Source organism: Arthrobacter sp. ISL-72 (assembly GCF_018613755.1).
Lineage (GTDB): Bacteria > Actinomycetota > Actinomycetes > Actinomycetales > Micrococcaceae > Arthrobacter.
In genome coordinates, this window is sequence record NZ_JAGGPP010000051.1 from 1,015 (window position 1) to 5,473 (window position 4,459).

The window sequence follows — 4,459 nt, forward strand, 5'->3', positions numbered from 1 at the left end:
CCTCGCGGATCTCCTCCTCCGAGCGGCTGTCTTCTTCATTCACCCGCATCACGTCGCTGATGCTCAACGAGGTGTTCTCACAGTGCTTCAGGAGTTCCGCTGCGGTGCGGAAGGGCAGCGGGAGCTCCTTCTTGGACTCGTCGAGCTCCTGCTGGGCTGCGTCTTCTTCGCCTTCACGGACGATGAAGCCGCCGCCGACGGAGAAAAACGTGGCACTGTGCAGGACCCCGCCGTCGGCGTCCGACACCGTGAAGGTCATCCCGTTCGTGTGCCGCGGCAGAACGGTCAGCGGGCGCAGGATCATGTCCTTCACACCGTAAGGCAGAGGAACACCGTCGCCCTCCCCCGCGCCGGCCAGCTGGAGCGTCCCGGTTTCGGCGATCGAGGCCAACCGCTCCTCAACTTCCTCCGGCAGGATCTTCTCCGGGTGGAAGCCCTCCAGGCCAAGCAGGATCGCCGTCATGGTGCCGTGGCCGTGCCCGGTGGCCGCCAGCGAACCGTAGAGGTCCAACCGCAGCGAGGCCACTTTCTTCAGCGTCCCCGCAGCCTTGAGCTCCTCGGCGAACACAGCAGCAGCCCGCATCGGACCCACCGTGTGGGAACTCGAGGGCCCAATACCAATGGAAAACAGGTCAAAGACGCCAACAGCCATGGCTTCAATCCTTACTAGATCACTGCGGTCGGGTGGGGCGGGTGCGGTCTTGTGCTGGGGTGGAGTTTTTGTCCAGATAACGGGGCCAAACGGGCGGCGAAGTCCCGATATCTGGACAAAAACTCGTTCCGAGCCGGTCAGCCGAGGTTCGTGACTGCCGGGTAGAGCGGGTGGGCGGCGGCGAGGGCCTCGACACGGTTGCGCAGTCCGGACAGGTCCGCCCCGGCGTCGGCGGTCAAAGCCTCGGCGATGATGTCCGCGACTTCGGCGAAGGCGGCTTCGCCGAATCCGCGGGTGGCCAACGCCGGGGTGCCGATGCGCAGGCCGGAGGTGACCATCGGCGGGCGGGGGTCAAACGGAACCGCGTTGCGGTTCACGGTGATGTCGATCGCCGCGAGCCGGTCCTCGGCCTGCTGCCCGTCGAGCTCGCAGTTGCGGAGGTCCACCAGGACAAGGTGCACGTCAGTGCCGCCGGAGACCACGTTGATGCCGTGGGCCGTGACGTCCGGCTGGACCAGGCGCTCGGCCAGGATCCGGGCGCCGGCGAGCACGCGCTCCTGGCGTTCCTTGAACTCCGACGAGGCCGCGATCTTGAACGCCACGGCCTTGCCCGCGATGACGTGCTCCAGCGGCCCGCCCTGCTGGCCCGGGAACACGGCCGAGTTGATCTTCTTGGCGACGTCGGCGTCGTTGGTCAGGATGATCCCGCCGCGCGGACCGGCCAGGGTCTTGTGCGTTGTCGACGTCGTGACGTGCGCGTGCGGCACCGGGGAGGGGTGCAGCCCGGCGGCGACGAGGCCGGCGAAGTGCGCCATGTCCACCATCAGGTAGGCGCCAACGGAGTCGGCGATCCGCCGGAACTCGGCGAAATCCAGTTGCCGGGCGTAGGCGGACCAGCCGGCCACAATGAGCTGCGGCTTGTGCTCGAGGGCCAGGCGCTCCACTTCGGCCATGTCGATCCGGTGGTCCTCTTCACGGACCTGGTACGGGATCACGTTGTACAGCCGGCCGGAGAAGTTGATCCGCATGCCGTGGGTCAGGTGTCCGCCGTGTGCCAGGTTCAGGCCCATGATGGTGTCGCCCGGCTTGATCAGAGCGTGCATCACCGACGCGTTCGCCTGCGCACCGGAGTGCGGCTGAACGTTCGCGTATTCGGCGCCAAACAGGGCCTTCACCCGGTCGATGGCGAGCTGCTCGATCACATCAACGTGCTCACAGCCGCCGTAGTAGCGCTTGCCCGGGTAGCCCTCAGCGTACTTGTTGGTCAGCACCGAGCCCTGCGCCTGCATCACGGCCACTGCGGTGTGGTTCTCCGACGCGATCATCTCCAGGCCACCGCGCTGGCGGCCCAGTTCGTCGTCGATCTTCACCGCGATCTCGGGATCCAGCACGGACAGGTCCGCGTCCAGCGACGGCGAGACCACCTGTTCGAAAGCCGCCGTTGCGGCGCCGGCGCCGCTCACAGCTCGCCGCCGTTGGCTGCCGCGTACTCTTCAGCGGACATCAGCGGTCCCGCTTCGGTCACGGCGACCTTGAACAGCCAGCCCGCACCGTACGGGTCGCTGTTGATCAGTGCCGGGTCCCCGACGACGGCGGTGTTGATCTCGGTGACCTCGCCGGTCACGGGGGCATACAGGTCGGAGACGGACTTCGTGGACTCCACCTCGCCGCAGGTCTCCCCCGCCGTCACAGCGGAACCGACCTCGGGCAGGTCCACGTACACAATGTCGCCCAGCGCATCGGCAGCCACAGCAGAAATCCCAATCCCCGCCGGCCCCCCGCCATCAACGGCAACCCACTCATGCTCCGCGGAGTACTTCAGTTCAGCAACAACCTTGCTCATTTGTTTTTCCTTACGTCTTGTCTAACTAAAAATGGATCGGCGGGAAAACGGCCCGGCAAGCTCAACCCCAATAACCGAACTTGCCGCTGGCGCCATATCCCCAGCGCCTGTGGCTCTCGAAGGCGCCGTCCGGCCGTACTGTCCGGTCCACCTTCCAAAGGCGACCTGACAGGGCCCCTTCGGGGCTGGCATCCGGAAGCGGGCGTCCAAGGGAGCGTCACGTCCGCCCAGCGGGCGTCTTCGCGACCGAGCCCGCGGAGGATGTCAGCCCCGACGGGCCTCGGCGGCCCAGCATTGGGGACCGGGGCCTGCCGGTCCCGGATCAGGGAACGGCTGAGGCACCTACGCGAGGAGCTCGGGCTACTTGGAGCGCTTGTAGAAAGGCAGTGCGACGACTTCGAACGCCTCGGCCTTGCCCCGCAAATCAACGTCCAGGGCGGTGCCAGGCTCGGCGAATTCGACGTCGACATACGCCATCGCAACCGGGTAGCCCAGGGTGGGGCTCGGCTGGCCGGAGGTCACTTCGCCCACCACGTTCCCGTCCTTCAGGACCGGGTAGTGGCTGCGGCCCGCGCGCCGGCCCAGGCCCTTGAGGCCCACCAGCCTGCGGCCGCTGGTCGACCCGGCGCCTGCTGCCTTCAGTGCTTCCAGGGCTGCGCGGCCGACGAAGTCGGACTCCTTCGCGAGGGACACCACCGGGCCCAGGCCTGCAGAGTAGGGGTTGCCCTCGCGGGACAGTTCATTGCCATAGAGCGGCATCCCGGCTTCGAGGCGCAGCGAGTCCCGGCAGGCCAGGCCGGCAGGGATCAGGCCGTGTCCTTCGCCGGCTTCGAGCAGCGCGTCCCAGAGACCGGCCGCGTCCACGTTGGGGATGTAGATCTCGAAGCCGTCTTCACCTGTGTATCCGGTCCGGGCCAGCAACAGCTCCTGCCCGTTTATTTCCACTTCGACGGCAGCGTAGTACTTCAGGCCCGTAACCAGTTCATGCTGCTCGGCCGGGACCAACGTCAGCAGAATGGCCTCCGCGTTCGGCCCCTGGACGGCGACCAGGGAGGTCTCGGCAGAAACGTCCTCGACGGCGACGTCAAAACCGGCGGCGCGCTCCTTCAGCGCAGCGGCGACGACAACGGCGTTTCCGGCGTTCGGGACTACGAGGTACTTCTGCTCGCCGCGGCGGTAGGAGATGAGGTCGTCGATGATGCCCCCGTCTTCCTGGCAGATCAGCGAGTACTTTGCCTTGCCGACGGCGACTGCGGACAGCTTGCCGGCCAGGGCGTAGTCCAGGAAGGCGCCGGCGTCCGGGCCGGTGACCCAGACTTCGCCCATGTGGGAGAGGTCGAACAGGCCGGCAGCGTTGCGGACAGCGTGGTGCTCGGCGAGTTCCGATTCGTATTTGAGGGGCATCTGCCATCCGCCGAAGTCGGTGAAGGACGCGCCGGCCTTTTTGTGCTGCTCATACAGAGCGGTGTAGTTCTCGGTCATGATCAGTCCTTAGTTTTGAAAGTCTTCGATCGGAGGGCAGGAGCAGACGAGGTTGCGGTCGCCGGCTGCGCCGTCGATGCGGCCCACGGGCGGGAAGTACTTGTCCTGCTTGGCGTGGGCCGGGAAGGCGGCCTGCTCCCGCGGGTACTGGCGGTTCCAGTCGGAAGACACGACGGCGGCCGCGGTGTGCGGTGCGTTCCGCAGCGGGGAGTCCTCCACCGTGAAGTCGCCGGCAGCGACCTGCTCAATCTCGGCGTGGATGGTGATCATCGCGTCGATGAAACGGTCGATCTCGCCCAGGTCCTCGGACTCGGTCGGCTCCACCATCAGGGTGCCGGCGACCGGGAAGGCCAGGGTGGGGGCGTGGAAACCGAAGTCGATCAGGCGCTTGGCCACGTCCTCGGCAGTGACACCGGTCCGGGCCGTGAGCTCACGCAGGTCCAGGATGCACTCGTGCGCCACCAGCCCGCCCTCACCGGTGT

General features: G+C 66.9%; 4 protein-coding genes and 1 pseudogene. All 5 read right to left on the minus strand.

Translation table 11 applies throughout. The annotated features are described in order from the left end of the window. A partial coding sequence (locus tag J7I92_RS23345) for a serine dehydratase beta chain (protein WP_285290154.1) occupies window positions 1–652 on the minus strand: 652 nt, incomplete at its 3' end. Window positions 653–789: 137 nt separating this feature from the next. Then, complete coding sequence (gene glyA, locus J7I92_RS23350) at window positions 790–2,115, minus strand: serine hydroxymethyltransferase (protein ID WP_311380475.1); 1,326 nt, start codon at window positions 2,113–2,115, stop codon at window positions 790–792. Beyond that, window positions 2,112–2,495, minus strand: coding sequence for a glycine cleavage system protein GcvH (gene gcvH, locus J7I92_RS23355; protein WP_214844339.1), 384 nt, complete (start codon window positions 2,493–2,495; stop codon window positions 2,112–2,114). Before gcvH ends, glyA begins: the two co-directional genes overlap by 4 nt. Window positions 2,496–2,855: 360 nt before the next feature. Continuing rightward, window positions 2,856–3,977: a glycine cleavage system aminomethyltransferase GcvT gene (gene gcvT / locus J7I92_RS23360; RefSeq protein WP_214844341.1), complete on the minus strand. Its 1,122-nt coding sequence runs from the start codon at window positions 3,975–3,977 to the stop codon at window positions 2,856–2,858. Window positions 3,978–3,986: 9 nt separating this feature from the next. Beyond that, window positions 3,987–4,459, minus strand: a pseudogene (locus J7I92_RS23365) (glycine dehydrogenase (aminomethyl-transferring)); the annotation flags it as partial.